The sequence below is a fragment of the Rhizobium sp. BK619 genome (genome assembly GCF_014195245.1).
Taxonomy (GTDB): Bacteria; Pseudomonadota; Alphaproteobacteria; order Rhizobiales; family Rhizobiaceae; genus Rhizobium; species Rhizobium acidisoli.
This window is the reverse complement of record NZ_JACIBH010000009.1, coordinates 162797-188521: the sequence shown is the minus strand read 5'-3', so window position 1 is coordinate 188521 and position 25725 is coordinate 162797. Positions and strand designations below refer to the sequence as shown.

Annotated in this window: 25 protein-coding genes; 4 read left to right on the top strand and 21 right to left on the bottom strand. The window is 61.9% G+C overall.

The annotated features are described in order from the left end of the window. Positions 1–54 precede the first annotated feature (54 nt). Positions 55–1611 carry a phospholipase gene (locus FHX14_RS18605; RefSeq protein ID WP_184378053.1) on the top strand — a complete coding sequence of 519 codons (1557 nt, stop codon included), beginning with the start codon at positions 55–57 and terminating at the stop codon, positions 1609–1611. Here the strand turns inward: FHX14_RS18605 and FHX14_RS18600 are convergent. Beyond that, the gene (locus tag FHX14_RS18600) at positions 1558–2517 is read right to left on the bottom strand and encodes a lysylphosphatidylglycerol synthase domain-containing protein (protein ID WP_184378052.1); all 960 of its coding nucleotides are present in this window, start codon (positions 2515–2517) and stop codon (positions 1558–1560) included. The two genes, FHX14_RS18605 and FHX14_RS18600, sit on opposite strands and share 54 nt — an antisense overlap. Positions 2518–2631: 114 nt before the next feature. Here FHX14_RS18600 and FHX14_RS18595 point away from each other — a divergent pair, with 114 nt between their 5' ends. After that, positions 2632–3360 (top strand): endonuclease/exonuclease/phosphatase family protein, encoded by a 729-nt coding sequence (locus tag FHX14_RS18595; protein WP_184378051.1) that lies wholly within the window; start codon positions 2632–2634, stop codon positions 3358–3360. 41 nt (positions 3361–3401) lie between these two features. Here the strand turns inward: FHX14_RS18595 and FHX14_RS18590 are convergent, their stop codons facing one another. From FHX14_RS18590 to FHX14_RS18575, 4 genes are all read right to left on the bottom strand, one after another. Next, positions 3402–3908: a hypothetical protein gene (locus FHX14_RS18590; RefSeq protein ID WP_184378050.1), complete on the bottom strand. Its 507-nt coding sequence runs from the start codon at positions 3906–3908 to the stop codon at positions 3402–3404. Positions 3909–4017: 109 nt separating this feature from the next. Then, positions 4018–5154 (bottom strand): FAD-binding oxidoreductase, encoded by a 1137-nt coding sequence (locus tag FHX14_RS18585; protein ID WP_184378049.1) that lies wholly within the window; start codon positions 5152–5154, stop codon positions 4018–4020. Positions 5155–5239: 85 nt separating this feature from the next. After that, the gene (locus tag FHX14_RS33395; protein ID WP_184378048.1) at positions 5240–6778 is read right to left on the bottom strand and encodes an amino acid ABC transporter permease/ATP-binding protein; all 1539 of its coding nucleotides are present in this window, start codon (positions 6776–6778) and stop codon (positions 5240–5242) included. A 64-nt stretch (positions 6779–6842) separates the two neighbouring features. Next, a complete protein-coding gene (locus FHX14_RS18575) occupies positions 6843–7670 on the bottom strand; it encodes an ABC transporter substrate-binding protein (RefSeq protein ID WP_184378047.1) in 828 nt (275 codons plus the stop codon). A gap of 181 nt (positions 7671–7851) precedes the next feature. On the opposite strand from FHX14_RS18575, the gene FHX14_RS18570 reads away from it, so the two are divergent. Continuing rightward, positions 7852–8922, top strand: a complete 1071-nt coding sequence (locus FHX14_RS18570; protein ID WP_184378046.1) for a LacI family DNA-binding transcriptional regulator — start codon at positions 7852–7854, stop codon at positions 8920–8922. Positions 8923–8946: 24 nt separating this feature from the next. On the opposite strand, the gene FHX14_RS18565 is transcribed toward FHX14_RS18570, so the two are convergent. From FHX14_RS18565 to araD, 11 genes are all read right to left on the bottom strand, one after another. Beyond that, the gene (locus tag FHX14_RS18565; RefSeq protein WP_184378045.1) at positions 8947–9210 is read right to left on the bottom strand and encodes a hypothetical protein; all 264 of its coding nucleotides are present in this window, start codon (positions 9208–9210) and stop codon (positions 8947–8949) included. Between the two features lie 95 nt (positions 9211–9305). Then, positions 9306–9536 carry a hypothetical protein gene (locus FHX14_RS18560; RefSeq protein ID WP_037074096.1) on the bottom strand — a complete coding sequence of 77 codons (231 nt, stop codon included), beginning with the start codon at positions 9534–9536 and terminating at the stop codon, positions 9306–9308. A gap of 316 nt (positions 9537–9852) precedes the next feature. Beyond that, complete coding sequence (locus FHX14_RS18555; protein WP_184378044.1) at positions 9853–10101, bottom strand: hypothetical protein; 249 nt, start codon at positions 10099–10101, stop codon at positions 9853–9855. 67 nt (positions 10102–10168) lie between these two features. After that, complete coding sequence (locus tag FHX14_RS18550; protein ID WP_184378043.1) at positions 10169–10576, bottom strand: hypothetical protein; 408 nt, start codon at positions 10574–10576, stop codon at positions 10169–10171. A gap of 35 nt (positions 10577–10611) precedes the next feature. Beyond that, positions 10612–10902, bottom strand: a complete 291-nt coding sequence (locus FHX14_RS18545) for a hypothetical protein (RefSeq protein WP_184378042.1) — start codon at positions 10900–10902, stop codon at positions 10612–10614. Positions 10903–11073: 171 nt separating this feature from the next. Continuing rightward, entirely contained in the window at positions 11074–12129 is a 1056-nt protein-coding gene (locus FHX14_RS18540) for an Ldh family oxidoreductase (RefSeq protein ID WP_184378041.1), read from the bottom strand. Between the two features lie 77 nt (positions 12130–12206). Next, positions 12207–13727 carry an ABC transporter substrate-binding protein gene (locus tag FHX14_RS18535; protein ID WP_184378040.1) on the bottom strand — a complete coding sequence of 507 codons (1521 nt, stop codon included), beginning with the start codon at positions 13725–13727 and terminating at the stop codon, positions 12207–12209. Between the two features lie 322 nt (positions 13728–14049). Next, positions 14050–15567, bottom strand: coding sequence for an aldehyde dehydrogenase (NADP(+)) (locus FHX14_RS18530; protein ID WP_184378039.1), 1518 nt, complete (start codon positions 15565–15567; stop codon positions 14050–14052). Positions 15568–15685: 118 nt separating this feature from the next. Then, complete coding sequence (locus FHX14_RS18525; protein WP_184378038.1) at positions 15686–16396, bottom strand: ribonuclease activity regulator RraA; 711 nt, start codon at positions 16394–16396, stop codon at positions 15686–15688. A gap of 22 nt (positions 16397–16418) precedes the next feature. After that, a complete protein-coding gene (locus tag FHX14_RS18520) occupies positions 16419–17609 on the bottom strand; it encodes a mandelate racemase/muconate lactonizing enzyme family protein (RefSeq protein ID WP_184378037.1) in 1191 nt (396 codons plus the stop codon). A 9-nt stretch (positions 17610–17618) separates the two neighbouring features. Next, complete coding sequence (araD, locus tag FHX14_RS18515) at positions 17619–19355, bottom strand: L-arabinonate dehydratase (protein ID WP_184378036.1); 1737 nt, start codon at positions 19353–19355, stop codon at positions 17619–17621. Between the two features lie 143 nt (positions 19356–19498). Between araD and FHX14_RS18510 the strand changes: the two genes are divergently transcribed. Beyond that, on the top strand, positions 19499–20218 hold the full coding sequence (locus FHX14_RS18510; RefSeq protein WP_003591308.1) for a GntR family transcriptional regulator: 720 nt from the start codon (positions 19499–19501) through the stop codon (positions 20216–20218). Positions 20219–20247: 29 nt separating this feature from the next. Here the strand turns inward: FHX14_RS18510 and FHX14_RS18505 are convergent, their stop codons facing one another. From FHX14_RS18505 to FHX14_RS18485, 5 genes are all read right to left on the bottom strand, one after another. After that, a complete protein-coding gene (locus FHX14_RS18505) occupies positions 20248–21195 on the bottom strand; it encodes a 2-hydroxyacid dehydrogenase (RefSeq protein ID WP_184378035.1) in 948 nt (315 codons plus the stop codon). Then, complete coding sequence (locus FHX14_RS18500) at positions 21192–22826, bottom strand: ABC transporter ATP-binding protein (protein WP_184378034.1); 1635 nt, start codon at positions 22824–22826, stop codon at positions 21192–21194. Before FHX14_RS18500 ends, FHX14_RS18505 begins: the two co-directional genes overlap by 4 nt. Further along, positions 22819–23760, bottom strand: a complete 942-nt coding sequence (locus FHX14_RS18495; protein WP_184378033.1) for an ABC transporter permease — start codon at positions 23758–23760, stop codon at positions 22819–22821. The genes FHX14_RS18500 and FHX14_RS18495 overlap by 8 nt, the downstream gene beginning before the upstream one ends. A 3-nt stretch (positions 23761–23763) precedes the next feature. Continuing rightward, complete coding sequence (locus FHX14_RS18490; protein WP_003591301.1) at positions 23764–24678, bottom strand: ABC transporter permease; 915 nt, start codon at positions 24676–24678, stop codon at positions 23764–23766. Positions 24679–24813: 135 nt separating this feature from the next. Beyond that, positions 24814–25689 carry a DMT family transporter gene (locus FHX14_RS18485; RefSeq protein WP_184378032.1) on the bottom strand — a complete coding sequence of 292 codons (876 nt, stop codon included), beginning with the start codon at positions 25687–25689 and terminating at the stop codon, positions 24814–24816. Positions 25690–25725 lie beyond the last annotated feature (36 nt).

Genomic DNA, 25725 nt, shown 5'->3' with positions numbered 1-25725 from the left:
GGAACCCAAAAATATTCCAGGCGTTTGTTTTCGCAGTTAGAAGCCGAGGCAATCATGACCGCAATCGAGACCGTCTTCAATAACCCGAGCCTGCCACAGGCAACATCGCAATGGCCGGACGGCCGCGAAAAACAGAATAATAGCGCTTTGCGCCTGGAGGGCAGTGCCGAGAAGGCGGCCTTCCTGATCAACGGCAACCGATATTTCGCCGAAGTTTCGCGAGCGCTGCGGCAGGCCCGGCGCACGATCTGGATCATCGGCTGGGATTTCAATCCCGACATCAAGTTGGAGCCGGAGAAATCCGACGAGACTTTGGCAGAGCTGTTGCATGGGCTCGCAGAGGCCAATCCCGAGTTGGAAATACGCATCCTCGTCTGGACGCTCGGGCCGGTCTATTCGGGAAAATCCCTGCAGGTGCTTCGCAAGAAGAACTTCCCGAGGAATGCCAGGATCGATCTGCGTTTCGATCTTCAAGGAGCCGTTCGCGGCTGCCACCATCAGAAGCTCGTCTGCATCGACGACACCGTCGGCTTCATCGGCGGCATCGACCTGACGTCGCGGCGATGGGACACAAAGCGCCATCATGCCACGGACAGGCACCGGCGGGACCCCGAGGGCGTTTCCTACGATCCGCTGCATGACGTTCAGGCGATGGTCACGGGCGACGCCGCCCGGCTGATCGGCGATATCGCCAGGCGACGCTGGGAAACAGCCACCGGCGAAGGGCACCCGCCGCTTGCCGAGCGCGCGCCCTTTCCCTGGCCCGACGATCTTGCCGTTTCGCTGCGGGAAATCCCGGTGAGCTTCGCGCTGACGGAGCCGTCGACGAGCTTGCGCGCCGGCATCAGCGACGGTATCGCCTCGACATTGGACATCATCTCCCGGGCACGGCGCCTGCTTTATATCGAGGCGCAATATCTCGCCTCCTTCCGCGTCGCCGATGCCATTGCCGCGCGGCTGCAGGAGGAAGACGGGCCCGAGGTCGTTATCATCTGCACGCGCAGCTCCCACGGGCTGATCGAAAAGATTATCATGGGCGGCAATCGCGACCGCGTCATTCGCCTTCTCAAACGGGCCGATCGCGCGAACCGGCTGCGGGTCTATTTTCCCGTTGTGCCCGGGCCAATCGTGCCCGGGCCGACAGTGCACGGGCCAGCCGTGCCCGGGCCGACAGCGCCGGCTACGGTTGACGAGGTCGAGGTGCTCATCCATTCCAAACTGATGATCGCCGACGATGAGCTGGTGCGCATCGGCTCATCCAATCTCAACAATCGCTCCGAAGGGATTGATTCGGAATGCGATATACACTTCGAGTCTGAAACAGACGAGCACCGCCGGGCGGTGGCGGAGCTGCGCAACCGCCTGCTGGCGGAATATCTCGGAACAGCCACCGAGACCTTTGCAGCCGCCTACGCGCAAAGCGGCTCGGTGATCGAAGGGATCGAGGCGCTGAATGATGCCGCCCGGGGTCTGAGAGAATTCGCCGTCGAGCTTTCCGGCAGCATCTCACCGATCAGAGGGACCGGGTTCTTTGACCCGGCCCGGCCTTTCCTGCCGCTACGCCGACTGGGCCTCGGCGCGCTCGTCCGCTTCCTCGTCCGTCCCGCGTGATCTTCGGAAGACGATCTCACTGATGAGGAGAAGCGTCGTGCCAAGCGCCAACGGAATGAAGAAATAGGCGCAGCGAAACGCGATCAGCGCGCCGATCGAGGCTTCCTGCGGCACGGCATAGGAGACGGTCGCCTCCAGCACGCCGAGCCCACCAGGAACATGGGTTGCGAGAATTGCCGAATTGGCCAGCACATACGCCGTCACCGACCTGAAGACGGCGACCTCGCCGAAGGCCGAGAGCATCTGGTGCAGGCAGGCGGAAACGAGGATGAAGTTGATCGTCCCGATCGCGACCTGCGCGACAGCAATAGAGAATCGCGGCAGTTGAAACGACCAGCGCCAAAGCCGCAACTTGCCGCGGATGAAAAACGCCAGCGCCGCATAGACGACCGGCACGACGAGCGCCAGCACGCCGAAGATACGCACGCTGGCCGGATCGAGCCGCAGCAGGCGCCCGGCATCACCCGGATTGACGATCAGAGCAAGGCCGCCGAGCGTGATCAGCCCGAGCCCGACCGTGACGCCGCAGAACAGGATAATCTTCGCCACGTCCTCGGTCGTCAGCCCCCAGCGCGAATAAAAGCGGTAGCGGAAGGCCCCGCTGCTCAGCCCGGCAAATCCGATATTGTGGCCGAGCGACAGGCTGATGAACGAAGCCAATGCAATTTTGGGATACGGCAAGGATTTGCCGAGCGAACGGATCGCCAGCAGATCGAAACAGCCAAGACACAGATAGGATGCAGCAGCAAAGAGAAGCGCTGCACAGAAGCTCGAAAGCGGTATGCTGCGAACAGACTGGACGATCTGGTCGAGGCTGTACTGCTCGAAGATGCGATAGAGAAGAAAGACTGCAAAACAGAGGGCGGCAACCAGCAGTCCATTCCAGATCATGCTTTTCAAGCTCATCGATTGTCCTCAGGAGTGCGAGCGCGGTGGGTCGATAATCTGGAACGATCAAATGAGTTTTGTGTTCCCCCGGAGCAAGATCGATGTCCCCAAGGGACGAGTTTCAGCGGGCCCATGGCGGAAAAATCAATCAGACTCCTGACCTATAACGTCCACAGCTGTATCGGCAGCGACCGTAAGCTCGATCCCGGGCGCATCGCTGCGGTCATCGCCGAGGCGCAAGCCGACATCGTCGCTCTTCAGGAGGTCGATGTCCTCAGGCGCAGAACCGGCGGCATCGACCAGGCCCATATGATCGCCTCGCTGCTCGAAATGCAGGCCCATTTTCATCCGGCGCTGTCGGTTGCCGAAGAGCAGTATGGCGATGCGATCATCACCGCCCTGCCGACGGGCGCGGTCAAGGCCGGCCCGCTGCCATCCATCGGCGAACAGCGCGGCGCTATTTCTGTCGAAATCCTGGTCGGCGACAGAAAACTGCTGGTCGTCAACACCCATCTGGGCCTTCGCGGCCGCGAGCGCATGCGGCAGATGACGACGCTATTGAACGCGGGCTGGCTGCGCGGCACGGCGGACGAACCGCTTCCCACTATTCTCTGCGGCGACTTCAACGCCATTCCGTCGTCGGCGACGTACCGACTTGCCGCGCGATCGCTGAAGGACGCCCAGCGCGCAGGCAATGCGCGGCCGAGAGCGACCTTTCCCGCCCGCTACCCGCTGATGCGTCTCGACCACGTCTTCGTCACCGACGACCTCATCGTCAAGCAGGCGACGGTTATGGAAAACCGCCTGGCAAGGGTCGCCTCCGACCACCTTCCTCTGCTCGCCGAAATTGCCTTCGCGTAAAACGCGCGCCGCAGCTCTTCGGATAGGATCCTCGCGCGCTTCTACCTGGCAAACTTCCGGTTCATCGCGGCCGCCACCAATGGCAGTGCCGTCGTCGTCACGGTTCCGAGCGGCAGCAGCCGGATGCCTCTCGTGACGACGAATGCTGCAGCCATTGCGCCTGCCAGCTTGAGCCAGGGCTGATTGCCAAGCTGCGCATGGGCGCTGGCATCGGCCCAGCGGGCGTTCTCAGCAACGACGGTCGCCGCCTGTCGCTGGATCACGTGAAGGCGGGCGCTGAGGTTTTCGAGTTCTTCTCTCAGGTCTCGCAGACGGTCTTCCAAGGCATGATCATCGGAGACCAGGAGACGGTCTTCGACAATGCCTTCAACCGGAACATGGCCGCCGAGCGTCGCAATATAAGCCAGATATTCGGTCTCGTTCGCGAAACCCTCACGCCTGATGAGATTGGGATTGGCGTTCGCCTCTTCGAAGGCAGCCGGCGCGGTGCCGGCATTGTCGCGCCCATCCCCATTCGTACCGGTGTCCCCGTATTCGTCCTTGAACATGATGCATCTCCAGTTGTTCCTGGCGATAGAACGCTCGAAGGATCAGAAGGATGCATCGGCCGCGGTTTTGGGGCGGGGTCCGGTCGGACCTCCGCGCCTGCCACAACCGTCATCGTCGCGACGCGCCGAAACGTTCGGGCCGAAACGCCGCCAGCAGCGGATGGCGGCGGCCGGTGGCGATCTCGTCCGCCAGCAACTCGCCGGCGATCAGGCCGAGGGTCGCGCCGCTATGGCTGAAGGCGACGAAATAGCCCCAGATCGAGGGCAACTCGCCGAAAACCGGCTCGCCGTCGCCCGGAATGGGCTTCGGGCCGACCCCATAATCGTCGACCTCAAGCGTCGGATTGCCTTCGAGAACCCTTGAAGCTTCGCGCAGCAGCCCGTCCAGCGTCGATTGTCTGACCTCATAGCTGCCGTCCGGCTTCACTCCGACCTCTTCCTCGGACCAGGCCGAATCGAGCGCGAAGCCGCCATTGGGTGTGGGCCGGATGGCGACGCGGGGAGTGTTGAGCACGGCCTTCAGCGCATGGCGGATCGGCTTGGTCCTGACAAGCAGGGCGACCGGCGTTGCATCGTCGATATGCTGGCCGGCTTCGGCAACGATTGCCGGAACGGCGCCGCCTGCGGCAAGCAGCACGGACTCCGCTTCCCAATATCTGCCGTCCGCGGTGCTCACGCCGCGGACGCGGGCGCCTTCGACATCAATTTTCGCGCGGCCGGCATCCGTGACGATCTCGCCGCCGAGAAAACGGAATTCCTCCGCGAGAATGCCGATCAGCGATGGGAGATCGACCCAACCTTCCCCGGGATTGAAGATCGCACCCTGGGGCGTCACCGTGCCGGCGTCGACACCGGGTGTCGCTCCGGCAATGTTTTCCTGCGCCAGCCATTGCGCGTGATAGCCGAGATCGCACTCATAGTTGAAGATCTCGGCGATCTCATTGCCGGCGTCATCGGCATCCCAGGTCAGCCCGCCATCGAAACGCAGCCAGGGCGCATCCGGATATCGAGCGGCGAGCGTTCGATAACGGTCGATGCCGGCAAGGCGCAGCCGGTGATAGGCATCGGAGCGTTTCCGGGCCGAATTGAGCCAGGCGAGCGAACGGCCGGAAGCGCCGTTGGCGAGCGGCCCGTCACTGACGAGCACGGTGGCGATCCCAAGGCGCGCGAGATGGACGGCCGTCGAGACGCCGAATATGCCGCCGCCGATGACGACAACCTTCGAAGGTTTTGGGGAAGCATTCATGTCGATAACCTTGTTTCCTGCTATGTCGAACGAATTCCGATGCATCCGTCGTGAGAGACGGCGGCGGCATGCTTCACGTCAGGGGCTAGAGGACTTCCGCAAGGAAGCGCTTCAGCCGCTCGCTTTGGGGATTGTCGAAGATCTGTTGTGGGCAACCGGCCTCGACGATCCGGCCCTCATCCATGAACACCACCTGATCGGCGACCCTGCGCGCAAATCCCATTTCGTGCGTGACGACGGCCATGGTCATGCCCTGGCGGCCGAGAGCCGCCATCAGGTCGAGAACGCCCTTGACCAGTTCGGGATCGAGCGCACTCGTCACTTCGTCGAACAGGATAAGCTCCGGATCCATGGCAAGAGCTCGCGCGATGGCGACGCGCTGCTGCTGCCCACCCGATAGACCTGCCGGGCGATGATCCCTGCGCTCGGCAAGACCGACCTCGGCCAAACGCGCCTCGGCGATGCGTCGCGCCTCCTGCCTCGGCATCTTCTTGATCTTCGTCAGGGAAAGCATGACGTTCTCAAGCGCTGTATGATCGGGAAAGAGGTTGAAGTGCTGGAACACCATCCCCACCCGCCGGCGCAACCGCTCCGGTTTCATGGCCAGAATGCTGTCGCCATCGAGCAGGATGTCGCCGCCTTTCGGTTCCACCAGCCTGTTCATGCAGCGCAAAAGCGTCGATTTTCCCGAGCCGGAGGGTCCGATGATGCAGGTGACGGTCCCGGCGGCGATGTCGAGGTCGACGCCCTTCAGCACGCCGAGATCGCCATAGGCCATGCTCAGATCCCGGATATTCAGGGCGCCGCCCTGGAAGCGCGGTTTCGTCTCTCCGGAAGATTTGGCTGCGGGCTGCGGGACGGCAGCGGCCTGCAACTCGCTGACCTCGGCTAGACCGCTCGCAGCACCCGAGCCGCGGCCCTGTTTTCCCAGGCGCAGTCTCACGTCGATATAGTTGACCAGGTGGGTGAGCGGCACGGTGATGACGAGATAGAAGAGGCCCGCCAGCAGCAAGGGCGACAGATTGCCCGTTACGACAGCCTGATCCTGCCCGACGCGGAAGATCTCCCGCTCGGAGGCGAGCAATCCGAGGAAATAGACGAGGCTGGAATCCTTGACGTTTCCGATGAACTGATTGACCAGCGCCGGCAGGACGCGCCGGATGCCTTGCGGGATGACGATCAGGCGCATGCCCTGCCCGTAGCTCATGCTCAGCGCCCGGCAGGCTTCCATCTGGCCGCGCTCGACGCTTTGGATACCCGAGCGGAAGATTTCGCCGATATAGGCCCCGGCGATCAGGCTGAGCGCCAGGATGCCGAGCGGGAATGGCGACGGGCCGAAGATCTCTCGTCCGATCCGGGCAAACCCCTGACCGATGATCAGGATCGTGACGATCGCCGGCAAGCCGCGAAAGATATCGGTGTAGATGCGCGCGGGCAGCCGCAGCCAGCGGGACTGCGAGATGCCCATCACGGCGAGAGCCATGCCGATGACGACGCCGAGCACGGTCGAGGCGGCGGCCAGGATCAGGGTGTTCTTCAGGCCGACGCTGATCATGCTCGGCAGCACTTCCGCCATGGCGTCCCAATCCAGGAAGCTGCGGCGCAGATTTTCAAGCCAGTTCATCGAGATCCCCATCGAAGCCCTCGCCGGGCATGACGCCGTCCGCCGGAGCGGACGGCCTGCTGCCTCACTTCTTGGGAAGATACTGGTCCGGCATCGGCGAGCCTGGGAACCATTTTTCGTAGAGGGTCTTCCAGGTGCCGTCCTGCATCGCGTCGTGAAGGGCGCCGTTCAGCGCCGTGCGGAAGGCATCATTCCCCTTGCGGATCACGAAGCCCGCCGGCGCATCGAAGGACGGGATGTTGACCGCAACCTTAAGTGCGGGATAGCGCTCGCCATATTGTTTGGCAGCCTCGTAATCGAGGAAATGCGCATCGACCGTTCCGTTGTTGAGGGCGGCGACGGCCGAATTGTTGTCGGGGAATTTCACCAGATCGGTCCCGCCGAAATTCTTGGCTGCATAGACTTCCTGCAAGGTCCCCTGCACGACGCCGAGACGTTTGCCCTTGAGGCCGTCGGCATCCTTGATGCCGGCATCCGCGGTCAAAACCGAGAGATAACCGGCAAGATAGCCGTCGGAAAAATCGACGGTCTTCTTGCGGGCTTCGGTGGTGCCGATCGCGGCGACGGCAACGTCGAAGCGCTCATTTGCCACCGACGGCAGGAGGGCTGAAAATTCCTGACCGGTGAACGTCACCTTGTCTTTCGGAAAGCCGAGGCGGGAGACGACGTTGAGAAACAGCTCGATATCGAAACCGGTGAACTGACCGTCGGCCGTCGCAAAGGTATAGGGTTTGGAATCGCCCATCGTGCCGACGCTGATCATCCCGGTCTCGATCAGGTTATAAGGATTGTCGGCCGCAACCGCAGAGCCTGCCCCCATCGCAAGAAGGCACGTCAAAATGCCGGCCCGCAATGGGGCAAGGGTGGCCGCAAATGATTGAAAAGGATTCATCGTGGTTCTCCGCTCTGAAAGGAATGCTCTTGTCGGCATATTGGTTTGCTCGGCCTCGCCGCGCATCGGCGGCAGAGATTTATGGACAAGATACCGGTCTCTGGTATAAAGAGACCGGTCTCACGGCATATTTGATATCTGTCATTTGACCGGTCGTCAACAACTCTTGTAGTCCTCGGTTATGGAAGATTCCGCTCATCCGAAACGGCCAGTCACGGTCGCCGACGTTGCGAAGGCCGCAAAGGTCTCGAAGGCGACGGCCGCCCGCGTGCTCGGCGGCTATGGCGTCGTCAGCGTCCAGATCAAGGATCAGGTGATGGCGGCAGCCGCCGCGCTCGAATACCGCCCGAACGAGCTCGCCCGGAGCATGAGCACGGGGCGATCCGGCATCATCGGCGTCGTTGTCGGCGATATCGAGAACGCTTTCTTCAGCCTGGCAGTACGCGGCATCAGCGATGCGGCCCGCCTTGCCGGCTTCAACATCATCATCGCCAATTCGGGCGAACAACTTGATGATGAGAGGTCGGCCGTCGACCTGCTGATCGGCAAGCGCGTCGATGGCCTGATCGTCACGCCCGCCCGCTGCGACCGCCTCGATCACCTGCAGCATGTCCGCCGAACCGGCGTGCCGCTGGTACTGTTCGACCGGGCCATCCCGGAGCTCGATGTCGACGCCGTCACCGGCGACGACCGGGAGGCGGCCCTCACCGCGACACGGTATCTGATCGGCCAAGGGCATCGCCGCCTCGCCTATGTCTCCGCCATGGATGCAGAGAAAGGCGGGCTCACCGATATCGCACTGATCTCGAATTCCGCCGTGCGCGAACGCGTCGAAGGCTTCGTCAGTGCCCTGACCGAGGCGGGCTTGCCGAACCCTCTTCATTACATCCGGCTCGGCGCCACGGACCAGCATCAGACGGACGCCGTGATGAAACGTCTGCTTTCGGAAACAGCGCCGCCGACGGCACTGCTGGCATCCGACAGCCTCGTCGGCTTGCGTATTTTCAAGTCGCTGCAATCGCTCGGCCTGTCGATTCCGCAGGATGTCTCGATGATTTCCTTTCTGGACGCCGACTGGACCAGCGTCACCGTTCCACCAATCACAATCGTCGACCAGCGCGTTTACGAGCTAGGCAAACTCGCCGGCGAACGGCTCGTCGCCCGCATCGAGCGCACCCCGCTTGCCGTCGAACATCTGCGCGTTACCACGAGCCTTGTCGTGCGCGGCTCCGTGGCGACGATCGGCCCGTGAGATCCGGGCTAAAGCCGATATGCTCTAATCATAGAGCTCGCCATGACCAATCTGCCCCTGCCTGGCAGATGTCTCGCTGATAGCGGGATCGTCGGCCGGATCGGGATCTTTCTTGTTGGCATCACGCAGAAACTGGGCGGCTTCAAGCAGCGCTGCAGTTATCTCTTCGGTTGCCCACCCGGCTTCATTGGCGGCTGCAATCAGTCCTTCCAATGCGTCGCGCGCGGCATCGGTCGCCTCTTTGAAGCGTTGCGCGGGCGCCTCGGTTTTCGGCGATGGAAAGGTCATCGGAATTCCCTCCACTAGGTTCTGACTATTGGAGATGAACGCAGCCCGCGCGAAATGGATGCACGATCATGCGGATTTCGACGACGACATCAGCCTCAGATGACCGTCTGCAACAGAAACGGCGAGCGCTCCAGCGGACGCTGGGCAAGGATCCTCAGCATCGCCGGGCCTTGTATGCCGGTCGTCGTCGTCGAGCGGCCGTCGTGATAGACCACCGTCATAACGCGGCTGAGGCTATCGTACCTGATCTGTGCGATCGTGCGCGTGTGAACCTGAAAGATGAATTCGTGGGGCTGAGATTTTCGCCTGGACCGCTTCGAGCTCATTGTGATGCCCCAGCAAAATGATGGCAGCATAGACCCGGCCGTCCCCGGCTCAGGATACGCGTGATAGTCGACAACACATCCCTCATCGAGTGCCTCCAATGCGCTCAATATTCGACCAAGCGACAAAGCGGTCAGTTCCGGCAATCGAACCGGCGACCTCCAGGTCAGAGACTTGGCCTCACACTACAGACGCCGATCAAGCACATATTGTTTCCACGGTCGCGTGACATCGGCGTGACATGCAGATCACGGCTCGAAAACTTGTCCGAAACGGGCATTGTGAGGTGTCGGTTTCACCAGGGGCAACGACAGCCCATCAATGCAATGTTCTATGTATCCCATGGGTACGGGCGGCATGCGGCCAGTATCCGACAGTGCGTGCGAGCGACCGAATGGCTTCGTCCACGACGAAAACCGCATCCCCGAGCCGTTCGATCTCGCAATCGAGTTCGTACACCTCGACTTCGTCAAGACCTTCAGTGAGCAGCAACCGCTTGCTGGTCTCGATCAGGCGCTCCGTGCGCCCGACAATATCGAGAGCGCTTCGTATGATGATGTCGAGCATGCCGTTGCCCTCGCTTGAATGACCAAGTGTCGGGCATAATCGGAATGCTGACAATCCCGAAATCTTGTCAGATGCGCGCGCGGATCGTGTCGTAGAAATCCCGCACCTCACGCAGCGCCGACTGGTGGCGACGGCGCGGCAGAGAGGCGCGGTGTCCCGCGAAGGCGAAGGCAGCCGCGACCGCAGCAACGAGAAGGAGCGTCGAGGTCGGATAGAGTTTCACCGCCGTTTCCGTCTGACGCATCGCTTTCCCGGCCCCGCCCTTTACCGATCGGGCGCCATCGAGGATTTGCCGCTGGAGCGTGTCGATTTGCTGCCGCAGCGCGCTCAACTCCTCGCCCAGGCCGTGATCAGGCTGCCGGGGAACGCCGACGGAGGCCGTACTCCGATCGATAACGGCTTTCGGCACCGGCTCGCCGATCTTGCTTCCTTCGGGGTCGAGGGTAGCCGTCTCAATGCTCTTGCGTCGCGGCATGATCCATCTCCTTGGCAAACAGTGATCACTCTGTGCTAGTCGTCATCGAACGAGAAGACCGGCCGATAGTGGCGTTCGGCAATCAGCAAGCTCCGGTCGGGCCGGATGATGTAAATTTCCTCGACCTGCCGTCCCCATTGATCCGTAAAGCTGTGTGGGAAAGAAGACCCCACGGGCGATTTCGTCAACTTCGTCCGAGGCTGACCATTATAAGTGATGCTGCCGGGGATGGGGGCCAGCCCAGCCGACGTGTAATATGCTTCGCCGGTCGTGCAGCCCGTCAGAATAACGGCAAAGACCAGCCCAAATCCCGTGCTCCGCTTCATAGAACCTCCAGCCGTTCCGTCCTTTGGGCGTCACTCATTCCATCGCCAATGTAACAGGGGACGACGGACATTGTTCCAGAATCGGCTGGAGACGCCACAACGAGTTGCCCAACAGCATAAGGCTCGCCTTGAACGTATGGGCTTGGCATTCGTGCCCGACCTTGAAGGCCTTCAGGCGGCGACTGCAGGAATAGGCAAGCCCAGGATCTCGGCATGTCGGCAAAGCTTCTCCCAAGCCGCATCGCCGACCGGGACGCCATCCTGCAACGCCGCGCGGCGCCTTCGTGCCGCGCTGTCACCCGGCATGCGGACCGGGCCGTCGTTCCAGGGCGCGGAGGGGTTGCTGCGGCAAGCAGAGGCGAGAAAATCGGACTGCGCGGTAAAGGCGTCCAGCCCGGCGAAAAAGCCGGGATCCATGACCTGAAGAAAGGCGCTTTGCGAAAACACGCCAGGCGGCGCGTTCGCCCGGCCCTTGCCGGAAAGCCCCTGCCCCAGCAACTCGACGATCAGCCCGAGCCCAAAACCCTTGTGTCCCTTCAATTGGCCGCCAAGGGGCATCATCGTTCCGCCGCGTTCGGTCACCTCGCGCGGGTCATCGGTCGGCTCGCCAGCGGCGGTGAAAGCCCATGCCTCGGGAAATTTCTTACCGGCCTTCGCCAGGTTTTGCGTCATCGTCGTGGTGGTGATCGAAGCCGAGACGTCGATCAGGATCGGATCCTCCGACGTCGGGAAACCGGCTGCCATCGGGTTCGGCGTCAGGAGCGGCTTGGTGCCGCCATAGGGCGCGACACGGCTTGCCGCGGGATGCGACACCGATAGCTGCACGATCAGGCCCTGCTCGGTAACCTGCCGCATGAAGGCCGACAGAGCGCAGGTATGATGGCAGTTTCGGATCGCCGCGGTGACGACGCCATGATCGCGTACGCGTTCGCAGGCCTGGTCGATCGCCTTGGTCAAAAGCCATGCGCCGGGCAAGGATTTGCCGTCCCAGACAAAGGCCGCGCCGCGGTCATTGACCACCTCATAGCTGCCGGATTTCGCCAGCGAACCGTCCTCCAATGCTTCGACATACCAGTTCAGCAGACTGACGCCATGCGTTTCATGGCCGATCATGTCGCCTTCCACCAGCACGGCGGCCGTGGTTTCGGCCTTGTCGGGCTCCATCCCGGCGCCGGTCAATATCTGCTCGGCGAATTGGGTGAGGGCAATGCGGTCAATCAGCGGCATAGGCGTCCATCCGTGATGTCATGGAAAGCGCGGGCCATCCGAAAGGGCGTGGCCCGCGTTTAAGTCCGCAAACCAGCTTACTTGAAGCGGATCTGCGACAGCTGCAGCTCGGAATTCGTCGCGATCGTCGGCTTGAAGTCGAGACGCGGCGAAACGCGGGTGAAACCGACCATATGGAACATCGGAATATCGGCGATGATCTCGGTGTTCACCTTGGCGAAAAGCTCCTTCCAGAGTTTCGTGCGCTCGTCGCCGGTGGCTGAGGTCGCCTTGGCGATAAGGGCGTCGACCGCGGGATCCCGAACCATGGAATGGGAGCCGTCGGTGGCGTATTTCACGAATGCGGTGAAGACGGGATCGCCGGTGGCATTGTCGTGCTGCGACTGGGTCAATGTCGGACCGGAATCGGCGACGAAGGGTGCAACGAAATAGCCGTTCCACACGGAAACGTCGTACATGTCGAGCTTGACGTTCAAGCCGACGTCCTGAAGCATGGCCATCATCGCTTCCATCGCCTCGGTGGCGTTGGGATATTGCCCGTTGCGGCCGATGATGCGGATCTGCTGATCGACCGGGACGCCGTCGGCTTTCGCCGCTTTGACCAGTTCCTTTGCTTTTTCGGGATCATAGGGCCAAGCGGGGATATCGGCGTTGTAGCCGATCGTTGTGGGTACGACGAGCTGTGTGGCGATCTTTGCCTGTTCGGGAAACAGCGTTCCGAGCATGGCCTGACGATCGATGGCGAGGTTCATCGCTTCGCGTATGCGCCGATCGTTGAGCGGTGCTGCGCGGGTGTCGATGCGCAGCGATGTCGTCTCCGAATTCGGATAGGCGAAATCGGTTTCCTTATTGGTGGCATCCTGCACCGACACGGCCGGGACGATATCGGCTTCGCCGGCATCGACCATCGCCGCCGCGACAGCACTATCCGAGCGGAACAGATAGGTCGCCTGCTCCACCTGCGGCTTCTCCCCCCAATAGTCCGGATTGCGCTTCAGCACGATCGACTGGCCAATCTCCCATTTGTCGAACGTATAGGGGCCGGTGCCGATCGGCTTGCGGGTAAATTCGTCTGCAGGTGTCGCTTCGGCCGATTCGACGGCCATCACCGTCATCAGTAACGGAAGAATCGGCTGCGCCGGTTTTGTCGTAATGCGGATGGTATTGGCATCAGGCGTCTCGAAGCTGAATTCCGTGCCGCCGAAATATTTGCCGCCGGTCTCGCAACTGAGCTTCTTGTTCTTGTTGCGCTCGATCGTGAACTGAACGTCTTTGGCGGTGAATGGCTTGCCATCATGCCATTTGACATTCGGGCGCAGCTTGAACTCCCAGGTGTCGTCGTCGATCTTCGACCATTCCGTCGCCAGGCGGGGTTTGAGGCCGCCATTTACGTAATCGAATTCCACCAGCATCTCGTTGACGTTTTCGGAAATGACCCGGCCGACGTCCTGGCGCGCTGCCATGCAGGGCTCGACGACATCGACGGTTTCGGCAAGCACAACAGTGACGTTGCTCTTGGCATCTTCAGCGTGAGCCGAGCCGATACTCAGCCCGATCACCGCGGTTGAAAAGCAGGCAGCTATCAAATGCAGTTTCATTTCGTTCTCCTCCCATGCGCCGGCGGCGCCCCTTACAGCAAATCTCGTCTTGTTTCGCTGGCCCCGCCCTCGCTTCCTCCTGCGAGAGCGACGCTAATACATAAGCGCACTAATATACTAGTTGAGAAGTGCGATCAAGCGCGGAGCCCGAAACACGAGCCGTCACCCGTCTGAATTCTCGTTTTTTAGCCGTGGCGAAGCGCGTCAGTCCGCGCATCTCTTCAAGGGTGAAAGCCTCAGCGGCGCACGCATTGGGCCTGCCTCAAAGCCGGCGAATGACCGCGAAGTTTCGTCACCGCGATCAATCTGATACTTCTCGGTCTCAGTTGCGCAGATCCTGGGGCAACAGGCCGGCGGGGAAATTCTGGTAAGCGACGGGACGCAGAAACCTGCGGATCGACATGGTCCCGACGCTGGTCGCACCGAAATTGGTCGAGGCCGGATAAGGTCCACCATGCACCATGGAATCGACAACCTCCACGCCGGTTGGGAAGCCATTGACCAGCAATCTGCCCGCCCTCCTTTCCAGGATCGGCAGCAGGTCGCGGGCAAGGCCAAGATCTGAGTCATCCATATGGATCGTCGCAGTCAGCTGTCCCTGGAAGCTTTCGGCAAGGGTGAGCATCTCTTCCGGCGAGCCAACCCGCACGACGAGACCGAGAGAGCCGAAGACCTCGTCGCTGAGCGAATGATCGGCAAGCCAGGCCGAGCCATTGGTCTCGAACAGGTTCGGGGCGGCGTCCCGGCCAGCGCTCTCAACGGAAAGAACCGGCGCGACGGCATTGCTCGCCCGCATGCGCTCGACACCGTCGTGATAGGCGGCGGCGATGCCTTGGGTCAACATCGTCTGTGGCGCCACCTTTTCGAGAGCCGCCTTGGCAGCGCCGGTAAACCTGTCCGCATCCGGCCCATCGACCACGACGGCGATACCGGGCTTGGTGCAGAACTGGCCCGCCCCAAGCGTCAGTGAACCGGCCCAGCCTGAACCGATCGCTTCCGCCCGGGCAGCGGTCGCGGCCGGCAGCAGGAACATCGGATTGACGCTGCCGAGCTCTCCGAAAAACGGGATCGGCTCGGGGCGCTGGGCGCAAAGGTCGAACAACGCACGACCGCCGGCAAGCGATCCGGTAAAGCCGACGGCCTTGATGGCGGGATGGGTCACCAGGCCGGTGCCGACATCGCGGCGCCCGCCCTGGATCAGGCTGAAGACGCCGGCCGGCATTTGGGTGCGCTCGATAGCAGCGGCGATCGCCTCGGCAATGATCTCGCCGGTGCCGGGATGGGCTGAATGTCCCTTCACCACGACCGGGCAGCCGGCGGCGAGCGCAGCGGCCGTATCACCACCGGCTGTCGAGAATGCCAGCGGAAAATTCGAGGCGCCGAAGACGGCGACCGGGCCGATCGGCCGCTGCACCAGGCGGATCTCCGGCCGCGGCGCCGGCTGCCGATCGGGTTGCGCCGCATCGATGCGAGCGTCGAGATGCGCGCCCTTGCGGATATGCTCGGCAAACAGCTTGAGCTGGCCGGTGGTGCGGGCGCGCTCGCCATTGAGCCGGCCTTCCGGGAGCCCGGTTTCCTCGGTTCCGATCAGGGTGACGGCCTCGCCGCGTCTGTCGATTTCCTCGGCGATGATCTCGAGGAAAATGGCGCGCTCTTCGCATGTCTTTGCGGAAAACGCCGCGAATGCGGCTTCGGCGGCGCGGCAGGCGCGGTCGACCAATTCCGTGGTGCCGACGGCGAAATCATGGGCCGGGCCGTGTGCCGGCTCGGAGCGAAAGGTCGTCGTTCCGGCAATCCACTCGCCGGCGATCAGATGCCTGCCTGAAGGGGTCCAGCTCATTGTTATCTCCTTGGCGGAGCCTCGCTCCGTCCTTGTGCGGTCTTTGCGCAAGATGCGCCGCGTAAAACATGATGCCGAAAAATGTGCACGGTTTTCGGGCTTAATATCAATTCCTGTTCTAGCGGCCATTCACCTTCCGCCACGCGGCAAAGAGCGTGAGATTGCTTTCATCGGTGGCCGGATAGAGACCAATAATCGTGTGTCCCTGCTTGACGCGCTCCGTGACGAAGTCCTCGTATGCGGTCATTTCGACCCCTTCGTCGGCGATCTCGTCGGCGATCTCAGCCGGGATGACGATCACGCTGTCGTCGTCGCCAACCATGATATCACCAGGGAAGACCGCCACGTCGCCGCAGCCGATCGGCACGTTGATGTCGATCGCCTCGTGCAGCGTGAGGTTGGTCGGGCTGGAGGGACGATGGTGATAGGCGGGAATATCAAGGCCGCCGATGGTCATGGCGTCACGGAAGCCGCCGTCGGTGACGACGCCGGCGCCGCCGCGCATCATCAGCCGGGTAATCAGAATGTCGCCGGCGGAGGCGGCGCGCGGATCCTTGCGACTGTCCATCACCAGAACATGGCCGTCCGGGCAGGTCTCGATCGCAAGCCGTTGCGGGTGTTTCGGGTTGCGAAACACGTTCATCGCGTTGCGGTCTTCGCGTGCCGGCATGTAACGCAGGGTGAAGGCCGGCCCCACCATGTTGCGGCCCTTCGGCTGCACCGGCCGAACATCCTGGATCGTCTGGTTTCTCAGGCCGCGCTTGAACAGTGCCGAGCAGAGTGTCGCGACCGATACGCCCATCAGCTTTTCACGGGTTGCGGGGTTCATATTTCCATCTCCTCGTTCGAATTCAGCCGCCGAAGCTGCGCGTTTCCACGGTCCAGTCACGGGTTTTGCCCGTCAGGCTGCAACCAAGCCCCGGACGGGCGGGCACGATCATCCGGCCGTCGCTGATATCGAGCTGTTCGTTGAACAGCGGCGCCAGCCAATCGAAATGCTCGACCCACGGCTCGTGCGCATAGGCGGCCGCCAGATGCAGATGGATTTCCATGGCGAAATGCGGCGCGAGCCGCATGCGTTTCGCCTCGGCTTGCGTGCAGATGCGCAGAAAGGGGGTGATGCCGCCGACCCGCGGCGCATCCGGCTGAATGAAGTCGACCGCATCGGCACGGATCAGGGCCATATGTTCGTCGGCGCTTGCCAGCATCTCGCCGGTGGCGATCGGTGTAGCGAGTTCGCGCGCCAGCGCGGCGTGGCCCTCGGCGTCATAGGCATCGAGCGGCTCTTCGATCCATTCGAGATTGAGCGGCTCGACCAGCCGGCCGAAGCGCAACGCCGTCGTGCGGTCCCATTGCTGGTTTGCATCGACCATCAGCGGCACGCGGCCATCGATATGGCTGGTCACCGCATCGAGCCGGCGAAGGTCGATCATCGGGTCCGGCTGCCCGACCTTGATCTTGATGCCGCCGATGCCGGCGGCGATCGAGTGATCGATGGCATCGCGGATTTCCTCGACGCTCGACGACAGGAAGCCGCCCGACGTGTTGTAACATGCGACGCTGTCGCGATGGGCGCCAAGCAGTTTCGCCAGCGGCAGGCCGGCACGTTTCGCCTTCAGGTCCCACAGGCAGATGTCGATGGCGGCGATAGCCTGCGTCGCAATGCCGGAGCGGCCGACCGAGGCCCCGGCCCAGCAGAGCTTGTCCCATATCCGTGCGGTATCATTAGGATCTTCGCCTATCAGATTGTCGGCAATCTCGCAGGCATGTGCGTAAAGCGCCGGTCCGCCTGCCCGCTTCGAGTAACTGAAGCCGAGACCGCTATGGCCAGCGTCGGAGACGATCTCGCAAAACAGAAACGCCACCTCCGTCAACGGCTTCTGCCGGCCGGTCAAAACCTTGGCGTCGCTGATCGGCCGCGCCAACGGCAGATAAGCGAGCGACAGGGTGACCGATCGGATCGCGTCCAGCTTGGACGGGCCGGCGGCGAAGCCAGCCTTGGGCGGCTGTGCGGGGATCGTGCGGCGGTCGGGATCAAACATCGTGGTGCCTCAGTTGATAGCCGGTTCAGGCGTCTTGCCACCGAATTCCGTCGTCAGGAAGTCGAAGTCGCAGCCTTTGTCCGCCTGCTCGATATGCTTGGAGAACATAAAGCCGTAACCGCGCTCATAGTGCCTTGTCGGCGCCAACCAGGCGGCGCGGCGGGCTGCGATCTCCTCTTCCGAAACCAGCATATTGAGGCTGCGCGCCGGAATGTCGAGCTCGACCATATCGCCCGTTTTCAGCAATGCCAACGGCCCGCCGATGTAGGATTCCGGTGCGGCGTGCAGCACGCAGGCACCGAAACTGGTTCCGGACATGCGGGCATCGGAGATGCGCACCATGTCGCGCAGGCCGAGTTTCAACAGCGCCTTCGGCATCGGGATCATGCCCCATTCCGGCATGCCGGGCCCGCCCTGGGGGCCGGCATTGCGCAGCACCAGTACCGTGTCCGGCGTCAAGGGATAATCGGGATCGTCGATGATCTTCTTCATCTCCGCATAGCTGTCGGCGACCAGAGCCGGGCCGCAATGGCGGTGGAATTTCGGGTCGCAGGCCGCCGGCTTGATGACCGCGCCGTCGGGACACAGGTTTCCCTTGAGCACCGCCAGCGAGCCCTCATGATAGACCGGGTTCGACAGTGGCCGGATGACGTCGTCATTGTAGATCTTTACCTGGTCGAGGCCGTCCACCAGAGGTTTGCCCGTGACGGTGATCGCGGTTGGATCAAGCTTGTCGCCGAGCTGCTTCATCAGCGCCCGCAGGCCGCCGGCATAGAAGAAATCCTCCATCAGGTAGGTCGATCCGGAAGGCCGGATGTTGGCAAGAACCGGCGTCGTGCGACCGATGCGATCAAGGTCATCGAGCTCCAGCGGCACGCCGGCGCGCCGTGCCATGGCGATCAGGTGAATGATCGCATTGGTCGAGCAGCCGGTCGCCATGGCGACAGTGACGGCATTGTCGACGGCCGCCGGCGTTATGATCTGGTCGGGCGTCAGATCCTCCCACACCATATCGACGATGCGGCGGCCGCAGGCCGCCGACATGCGCTGGTGGTTGGCGTCGGCTGCCGGAATCGACGAAGCGCCCGGCAGCGTCAGTCCCATCGCCTCGGCGATCGCCGTCATGGTCGACGCCGTGCCCATGGTCATGCAATGGCCGTAGCTGCGGGCAATGCCGCCTTCGATGCCCTGCCATTCCTCCTTGGTAATCGTGCCGGCACGCCGCTCGTCCCAATATTTGAAACCGTCGGTCCCGGAGCCGAGCGTCTTGCCGGCATAGTTGCCGCGAAGCATCGGCCCCGCCGGCAGATAAACAAAGGGAATTCCCATGCTGACCGCACCCATGATAAGGCCGGGTGTCGTCTTGTCGCAGCCACCCATCAGAACGGCGCCGTCGACAGGATGGCTGCGCAACAGCTCCTCGGTCTCCATCGCTAGCATGTTGCGATAGAGCATGGTGGTCGGCTTGACGAAGTTTTCGGAAAGGGAAAGTGCAGGCAGTTCCATGGGAAACCCGCCCGACTGAAGAATTCCCCGCTTCACCCATTCCGCGCGTTCGCGGAAATGCATGTGGCACGGCTGGGCTTCCGACCAGGTGTTGATGACGGCGATGATCGGCTTTCCCTGCCAATCCTCCGGCGCATAGCCCATCTGCATGGTTCGCGACCGGTGACCGAACGAGCGCTGATCATCCGGCAGCATCCATCGGGCCGACCGCAATTGCTGGTAAGTTTTCCTCCCGGTCACGGCTTTCTCCCATCTTTTTGCGCACTCCACTGCGCAAGCTCTTCCAACTGATATTTTAGTTTCCCATATATATCAACGGCAACTTTGCATTCTTGTGCATTAGGTCGCGCAAAGCTATGAATGGAGTGAAAGGATTGCCTCACATGAATTCCCAGTTCGCTTCCACATTCGGCCTGACTGCCCCCGGTTTTCCAGCCGCGGCCGGCAGCACGGTCCAGCGCGTCTATGATGATCTCAGAAAGCGCATCATCACCATTCAGCTGCCCCCGGACACCACGCTGTCGCGCACTGAGCTTACCGAGACCTATGAAGTCAGCCAGACTCCCATTCGCGACGCGTTGCAGCTCCTCAAACAGGAAGGTCTGGTGCGGATTTATCCGCAGTCCCGCACTGTCGTGACCCGAATCGACGTCCTGCAGATTTACGAGGCGCATTTCCTTCGCGTCGCGCTGGAATCGGAAGTCTGCCGCCGCCTCGCGACCGATCCGGATCCGGATCCGAGCGTCATCACGCGTGCCCGCTCGATCATCAAAATGCAGTCGGCCGTCGCCGACGACATCGACCAGGTTGCTATCTTCCAGGAGCTCGACGAACTCTTTCACCAGACATTGTTCGCAGGCGCCAAGCGCAGCAGCCTGCATCAACTGGTTCGCGAGCGGTCCGGCCATCTCGAACGCATTCGCCGTCTGCATCTGCCCGAAAAGGGCAAGATCACGAGCATTCTCGAGGGTCATCACGCCATCATCGACGCGATTGCCGCTCGCGACGAACAGGGTGCCGTCGATGCGATCCGCGAGCATCTCAGCCGTACAGTCGCAAAGGTCGAAGACCTCAGGAAGGAGTTCCCGGACTACTTCGTCTGACCCCGCCGCTCCGCGGCTTTCGGCCGGGCTCAATTGACCGGCGTCAGCAGCGGCCTGCCTGTAAAAAAGGCCGCAAGGTTGTCGACCGTCAATTGCGCCATCCTGTCGCGCGTTTCCTCGGTGCCGCTGGCATGATGCGGATAGAGCACAACATTATCGAGCGCTGCGAAGCGCGGATCGGGATTGGGTTCGTTCAGGTAGACATCGATGCCGGCCGAGGCGATCCGCTTTTCCTGCAAGGCTCGGATCAAGGCCGGCTCATCGACCACGGTGCCGCGGGCAATGTTGATGAAGCTGCCCGTCGGGCCGAGTGCGTTTAGCACCTCAGCCGAAATCAACCCTTCGGTCGATGCCCCGCCCGGCGTCGCCGCGATCAGAATATCGGCCCAGTTCGCCAGTTTTACCGGCTCGTCGAAATAGGCAAAATCGTTGCCGGCTTTTTTCGTCCGCCCGGAATAGCCGACCGTCAGCCCGACAGCTTCGCATCGCCTGGCAATCGCCATACCGATGCGACCGAGACCAACGATCCCGGCCCGCTTTCCCGACGTCGACGTCGTCAGCGGCATCATGCCCTTGCGCCCCCAGTCGCCGGAACGAACATAAAGGTCCCCTTCCGGCAGGCGCCGTCGCGCCGCCAGCATCAGGAGCAGCGCCGTGTCGGCAACGTCGTCGCACAGCACCTCGGATGTGTTGGTGAGTTTGATGCCGCGTCGCGTCATCGCCTCGACATCCATCTGATCGTAGCCCGCCGAGGAACAGGCGGCCAGCTTCAGTGCCGGCAATTTCGCAAGCAGCGCCTCATCGATCGTCACATGGCCGTTGCAGACCAGAGCCGTGCAGGTCGGGCCGGCTTTCTGAAGCAGAGCATCCCGCTCCTCGCCTTCTGCAAGATCCAGCCGGTGCAGCGTATAGGTTTCCTCCAGCACTGCCATCTGACGGGGTCGGAGCGGATAGGCGACGATGACATCGGGCTTCATGCGGGAACAAGTCCTTCCTGTGTGCGGCGTGTGGCCCGCCTTGTGGCCTGGATTTCCGGATCGGGATCGAGGCCGGCGGCAAGCAGCGCCTGGGTGTAGGGGTGGGAGGGCGCGTTGAAGATCTGGGCCACCGGCCCTTCCTCGACAATCTCGCCGGCCTTCATGACGATGACGCGATCGGCGAAATCGCGAACCACCGGCAAATCGTGCGCAATGAAAAGGTAGGACAGGTTGAATTCGCGGCGCAGGCCGTCGAGCAAGGCAATCACCTGCGCCTGGATCGACACGTCGAGCGCCGAAACCGCCTCGTCGCAGATGATCAGTTTCGGCTCCATCGCCAGCGCCCGGGCAATGGCGATGCGCTGGCGCTGGCCGCCGGAAAATTGATGCGGATACCGGTCCGCCATCTCCGGTTTCAGGCCGACCTTGACCAGCAATTCGGCCACCCTCTCCTTCCATCTCGCTTTCGGCAGGATATCCGGGTGAATGACCCAGGCCTCGGAAATCAGCCGGAACACGGTCATCCGCGGGTTGAGCGACTGCGTCGGGTCCTGAAAGACCATCTGCAAATCGCGACGCAGTCCGAATATTTCCTTCGGGGTCATCACCAGCAGATCGCTGCCGCGGTAGAGCACCTGCCCCTCCTGCGGATCGTCGAGACGAACGATCGCCCGGGCAAGGGTCGACTTGCCGGAACCGCTTTCGCCGACAACCGCAACGGTCTCGCCTGGCATGATGACGACGTCCACGCCTTTCAGGGCCTGGAATGCGCCAAAACTCTTCTTCAAGCCGATGGCGCGCAGCAGCGGTTCACCCTGCCGGTCACGCTCTTGCGCCATCGCGCCCTTCCCGGGTGCGGCGGCAATCAGCTTTTTCGTATAGGCGTTTTGCGGGTTGCGATAAACTTCTGCCGCATTGCCGGTTTCGACGACGCAGCCTGAATTCATCACCACGACGCGGTCGGCGATCTCGGCGACGACGCCGAGATCATGCGTGATCAGCAGCAGACCCATTCCGGTTTCCTGCTGCAATTCCTGCAGAAGTTCGAGCACCTGTGCCTGCACCGTAACGTCAAGCGCCGTGGTGGGTTCATCGGCAATCAGGATGTCGGGCTTGCAGGCGATCGCCATGGCGATCATCAGGCGCTGCCGCTGCCCGCCGGAGAACTGGAACGGATATTTTCGCATTGCCGCCTGCGGATCGGTGATGCCCACCCGCTCCATGAGTTCGAGCGCCCGGGCCCGGGCCTGCTCCGCGGACTGACCGTGCGTGGTCATCATCTCGGTGATTTGCCAGCCGACCGTGTAGACCGGGTTGAGATGGGCCAGCGGGTCCTGAAAGATCATGGCGATCCGGGCGCCGTTGATCGAACGCCGCTCCTCAGGCGTCATTGTCAGCATGTCGCGCCCATTCAGGAGAATGGTGCCGCTGGTGATCCTGCCGGGCGGCATGTCGATCAGGTTCATGATCGCCGAGGCGGAGACAGACTTGCCAGAACCGCTTTCGCCGAGGATTGCCAGCGTCTCGCCGCGATCGAGATGCCAGTTCACGTCCTGCACCGCCTTGACGGTGCCGCTGAGCGTGTGGAACTCGACCGAGAGGTTACGAACGTCCAGAAGATGTTCAGCCATTTTTCTTACCTCTCATTTCCCGGCCTCTCATTTCAAGCCGCCAGCGTTGCGTCGGATCGAGCGCGATGCGCAGCCAGTTCGACAGAAGATTGAGCGACAGCGTCGTCAGGATGATTGCAAGGCCGGGCCAGAAGGATAGCCACCAGGCATTGGTGAGATAGGGCCGCCCTTGAGCAACCATGAGACCCCAGGTGATCTCAGGCGCCTGAATGCCGATCCCCAGGAACGACAGCGAGGATTCCGCCAGCATGACGAATGCGAAATCAAGCGTCGCGATGGTCACCAGCGTTGGAAAGATGACCGGCAGGATGTGTTGGAAGACGATGCGCCGGTCCGATGCCCCCATGACCTTCGCCGCCTGCACGAACATCCGCTCGCGCACCTCCAGCACTTCGGCGCGAGCGGTGCGCAGATAGATGGGTATCCGGGTAATCGCCAGGACGAGGACGATATTGGTGACCGAGGGTTCGAGCATATAGAGCACGATCACTGCCAAAAGCAGCGACGGAAAGGACATGATGACGTCGCCGAGGCGCATGATCCATTGAGCGGCGGACGAGCGGCTGTAACCAGCCACCAGACCGAGCGCCGTGCCGACGACAGAGGATGCAAGCACCGCCGCCGCGGCAACCAGCATGGTATTTTGCGCCGCCACGACGACGCGGGCCAGAAGCGGCCTGCCCAGCGCATCGGCGCCAAGGACGTAAAGCCATCCGCGGGTGATATCGAAGGGCGGCGCGTTTCGGCCCCGCAGGTTCTGCTTGGTGGCGATGCCCTCCAGCAGAAACGGGCCGAACAGCGCACAGAGAAGAACGATCAGCAGGAATAGAGCGGCAAAGAAAGCCAGCTTGTCCGCCCACAGCATGGTCAGCCAGCGCCCGATCGGGCCGCTCGGTTTTTTCTCGATGAGGATTTGTGTGTCGGTCATCGCCATCGCTCAATACCGGATGCGCGGATCGAGCAGCGCATAGGCAATGTCGATCAACAGGTTCATGATGAAGATCGCCAATGCCGAGACCATGATGACGGCCAACACGACGGCGAAATCGCGAAGCAGGATCGAATCGATCATCAGCTTGCCGATTCCCGGAAAACCGAACACCGTCTCGACGACGACGGCACCGTTCAAGATGGCGGCGGCCTGGTCGCCGATGACGGTGATCACCGGCAGCATGGCGTTGCGCAATCCGTGAACGAAGATGATCGAGTTGGAACGGACGCCCTTGGCGCGCGCCGTCTTCACGTAGGCGGAAGACAGAACGCTGATCATCGAGCCGCGCACCACCTGCAGGATCAGGCCGAAGGGCCGGATGAACAACACGCTGACCGGCAGGACCCAGTGCCAGAAGGTTCCCGTTCCGGATGTCGGCAGGACATGCAGTTTGACGGCGAAAATGACGATCGCCACGATGGCAAGCCAGAAATCCGGGGCCGCAGCACCGATCAGCGAGAAGAAGGTGGCAAAACGATCGAAGACACCGCCGACGCGAAACGCCGCGAGCGAACCAATGACGATCGCAGCAACCGTGACCAGCGTCATGGTGATGACAGCCAGCCAGAAGGTCCAGACGAAGGCCTCCAGCACGACGTCCATGGCAGGACGAGCCTGCCGCAGCGACTGACCGAAGTTGCCCTGCGCGAGATCCGCGACATAACGGCCGAACTGGATGATCAACGGGTCGTTGAACCCGTTCATTTCGCGGAATTGCTGGCGCATTTCCGTGGTCGCATCAATCGGCAGGTAGAGATCGGTCGGATCGCCGGTTAGCCGGGACAGGAAGAACACGATGACGATAAGCACCACGAGCGATACGCCGCTGGCGATCGCGCGTTTGCCGATGAAACTCTTCATGCCACTCCTCCCGAGTGAAACCCATAGGACCGTTCGCCTGGTCCTCGCGTGTCCGCCGTCATGTTCCCCGTCGACAAGCGTGAACTGAAATATTAGTGCATCTAGAATTTTTGTGAACCCCCTTTCTCAAATTCGTCAGCTCTTATCGACCGGCGGCTTCCGTCTCCACGCCATACCGCCCGTGCCGATGATGGTTGCGCCAATGATGACTGCCGCGCCGATCCACGTCTGGGGCGCAGGAATTTCCGAGAAAAACAAAAAGGCCATCAGCGCCACCACCGGCAGCCGGAGAAAGTCGAGCGGCGCCAGAACGCTTGCAGCCGCCATGCCGAAGGCGCGGGTGATCAGCGTCATGTTAAATGCCCCGAGTGCCCCTTGCATGGCGAGCAGCCCGAGTTGGCTCCAACTCGGCATCGACCAAACCGGCAGCATGACGATCAGGCCAAGCGGCACCGTCGTGATCAGGTTCCATGCAACCAGCCGGTCCGCGCTGTCCCTCAACGCCATTCGCCGCAGCATCAACTGGCTGGCCGCCGTCAAGACCGCTCCCGCCAGCGCAAAAAGCAGCCATTGGTCGAAACCGGACGCCCCAGGGCGAATGATGATCATGACGCCGATAAAGCCTGCCACGATGCCGGCGACGCTGGAAACGCCGACACGCTCCTTGAGCACCAGCCACGCACCGAGTACGAGAAACATCGGCATGGTGAAATTGATCGCTGTGGCATCGGCCAGTGGCGCATGCGCAAAGGCGATGAACAAAGCAACCAGCGAGGCAAGCTTCAGGCCCGCACGCACGACATGCAGGACCCGGTAGGGAGAGGCTCTCAGACCAACGCGAGACACGATCCACGGCGAGACGGCGAGGAGCCCGAAAAACGACCGGAAAAAACCGATCATCAATGGATGCACATCGCCGGCCAGCGAGCGCACGATGATTGCGTCGAGACTGTTCAAAAAGGCGGCCGCCACCATCATGCAGACGGCAAGGCCTGTGTGACCGGGCTGCATTCCACTTCTCCTGATCGATGAGTGCAGCCCAAGCCA

Excerpts from the sequence above, each read along its gene's own strand:
- FHX14_RS18605 (WP_184378053.1), top strand. The coding sequence starts at position 55 with ATGACCGCAATCGAGACCGTCTTCAATAACCCGAGCCTGCCACAGGCA.
- FHX14_RS18600 (WP_184378052.1), bottom strand. The coding sequence starts at position 2,517 with ATGAGCTTGAAAAGCATGATCTGGAATGGACTGCTGGTTGCCGCCCTC.
- FHX14_RS18595 (WP_184378051.1), top strand. The coding sequence starts at position 2,632 with ATGGCGGAAAAATCAATCAGACTCCTGACCTATAACGTCCACAGCTGT.
- FHX14_RS18590 (WP_184378050.1), bottom strand. The coding sequence starts at position 3,908 with ATGTTCAAGGACGAATACGGGGACACCGGTACGAATGGGGATGGGCGC.
- FHX14_RS18585 (WP_184378049.1), bottom strand. The coding sequence starts at position 5,154 with ATGAATGCTTCCCCAAAACCTTCGAAGGTTGTCGTCATCGGCGGCGGC.
- FHX14_RS33395 (WP_184378048.1), bottom strand. The coding sequence starts at position 6,778 with ATGAACTGGCTTGAAAATCTGCGCCGCAGCTTCCTGGATTGGGACGCC.
- FHX14_RS18575 (WP_184378047.1), bottom strand. The coding sequence starts at position 7,670 with ATGAATCCTTTTCAATCATTTGCGGCCACCCTTGCCCCATTGCGGGCC.
- FHX14_RS18570 (WP_184378046.1), top strand. The coding sequence starts at position 7,852 with ATGGAAGATTCCGCTCATCCGAAACGGCCAGTCACGGTCGCCGACGTT.
- FHX14_RS18565 (WP_184378045.1), bottom strand. The coding sequence starts at position 9,210 with ATGACCTTTCCATCGCCGAAAACCGAGGCGCCCGCGCAACGCTTCAAA.
- FHX14_RS18560 (WP_037074096.1), bottom strand. The coding sequence starts at position 9,536 with ATGAGCTCGAAGCGGTCCAGGCGAAAATCTCAGCCCCACGAATTCATC.
- FHX14_RS18555 (WP_184378044.1), bottom strand. The coding sequence starts at position 10,101 with ATGCTCGACATCATCATACGAAGCGCTCTCGATATTGTCGGGCGCACG.
- FHX14_RS18550 (WP_184378043.1), bottom strand. The coding sequence starts at position 10,576 with ATGCCGCGACGCAAGAGCATTGAGACGGCTACCCTCGACCCCGAAGGA.
- FHX14_RS18545 (WP_184378042.1), bottom strand. The coding sequence starts at position 10,902 with ATGAAGCGGAGCACGGGATTTGGGCTGGTCTTTGCCGTTATTCTGACG.
- FHX14_RS18540 (WP_184378041.1), bottom strand. The coding sequence starts at position 12,129 with ATGCCGCTGATTGACCGCATTGCCCTCACCCAATTCGCCGAGCAGATA.
- FHX14_RS18535 (WP_184378040.1), bottom strand. The coding sequence starts at position 13,727 with ATGAAACTGCATTTGATAGCTGCCTGCTTTTCAACCGCGGTGATCGGG.
- FHX14_RS18530 (WP_184378039.1), bottom strand. The coding sequence starts at position 15,567 with ATGAGCTGGACCCCTTCAGGCAGGCATCTGATCGCCGGCGAGTGGATT.
- FHX14_RS18525 (WP_184378038.1), bottom strand. The coding sequence starts at position 16,396 with ATGAACCCCGCAACCCGTGAAAAGCTGATGGGCGTATCGGTCGCGACA.
- FHX14_RS18520 (WP_184378037.1), bottom strand. The coding sequence starts at position 17,609 with ATGTTTGATCCCGACCGCCGCACGATCCCCGCACAGCCGCCCAAGGCT.
- FHX14_RS18510 (WP_003591308.1), top strand. The coding sequence starts at position 19,499 with ATGAATTCCCAGTTCGCTTCCACATTCGGCCTGACTGCCCCCGGTTTT.
- FHX14_RS18505 (WP_184378035.1), bottom strand. The coding sequence starts at position 21,195 with ATGAAGCCCGATGTCATCGTCGCCTATCCGCTCCGACCCCGTCAGATG.
- FHX14_RS18500 (WP_184378034.1), bottom strand. The coding sequence starts at position 22,826 with ATGGCTGAACATCTTCTGGACGTTCGTAACCTCTCGGTCGAGTTCCAC.
- FHX14_RS18495 (WP_184378033.1), bottom strand. The coding sequence starts at position 23,760 with ATGGCGATGACCGACACACAAATCCTCATCGAGAAAAAACCGAGCGGC.
- FHX14_RS18490 (WP_003591301.1), bottom strand. The coding sequence starts at position 24,678 with ATGAAGAGTTTCATCGGCAAACGCGCGATCGCCAGCGGCGTATCGCTC.
- FHX14_RS18485 (WP_184378032.1), bottom strand. The coding sequence starts at position 25,689 with ATGCAGCCCGGTCACACAGGCCTTGCCGTCTGCATGATGGTGGCGGCC.